Source organism: Endothiovibrio diazotrophicus (assembly GCF_054657215.1).
Map to the genome: position 1 here is coordinate 1 of NZ_BAAHXB010000370.1, position 271 is coordinate 271.

Below are 271 nucleotides of genomic sequence, written 5' to 3' on the forward strand. Positions count from 1 at the left end.
TGCGGTAGAAGCTTGACTCCGAGGCCAAATAATCCCCCTTGTCCGCAAGCCTGGGCACGATCTGGCTCGGTGGCAAGCTGGCATACTCGTCCTGGTTACAGGTCTCCAGGATCCCGTCCCGCTCCTCCTCCGACAGCTTGTTCGCCGGCTCCGGTCGTTCCACCAGCGGTCGCTGGTCCTCCTTGATCTCACCGTTGTGCATCCAGCGCTGGAGGGTTCGCTGACTGATACCCGCCTCCTCACAGGCCGGCTGCGTGCGGGCCCCAGCCTC

Annotated in this window: 1 pseudogene; it reads right to left on the reverse strand. The window is 64.2% G+C overall.

The features are described 5' to 3' along the window. Nucleotides 1-271: pseudogene (locus ACYQ2W_RS26860) on the reverse strand (IS3 family transposase); the annotation flags it as partial.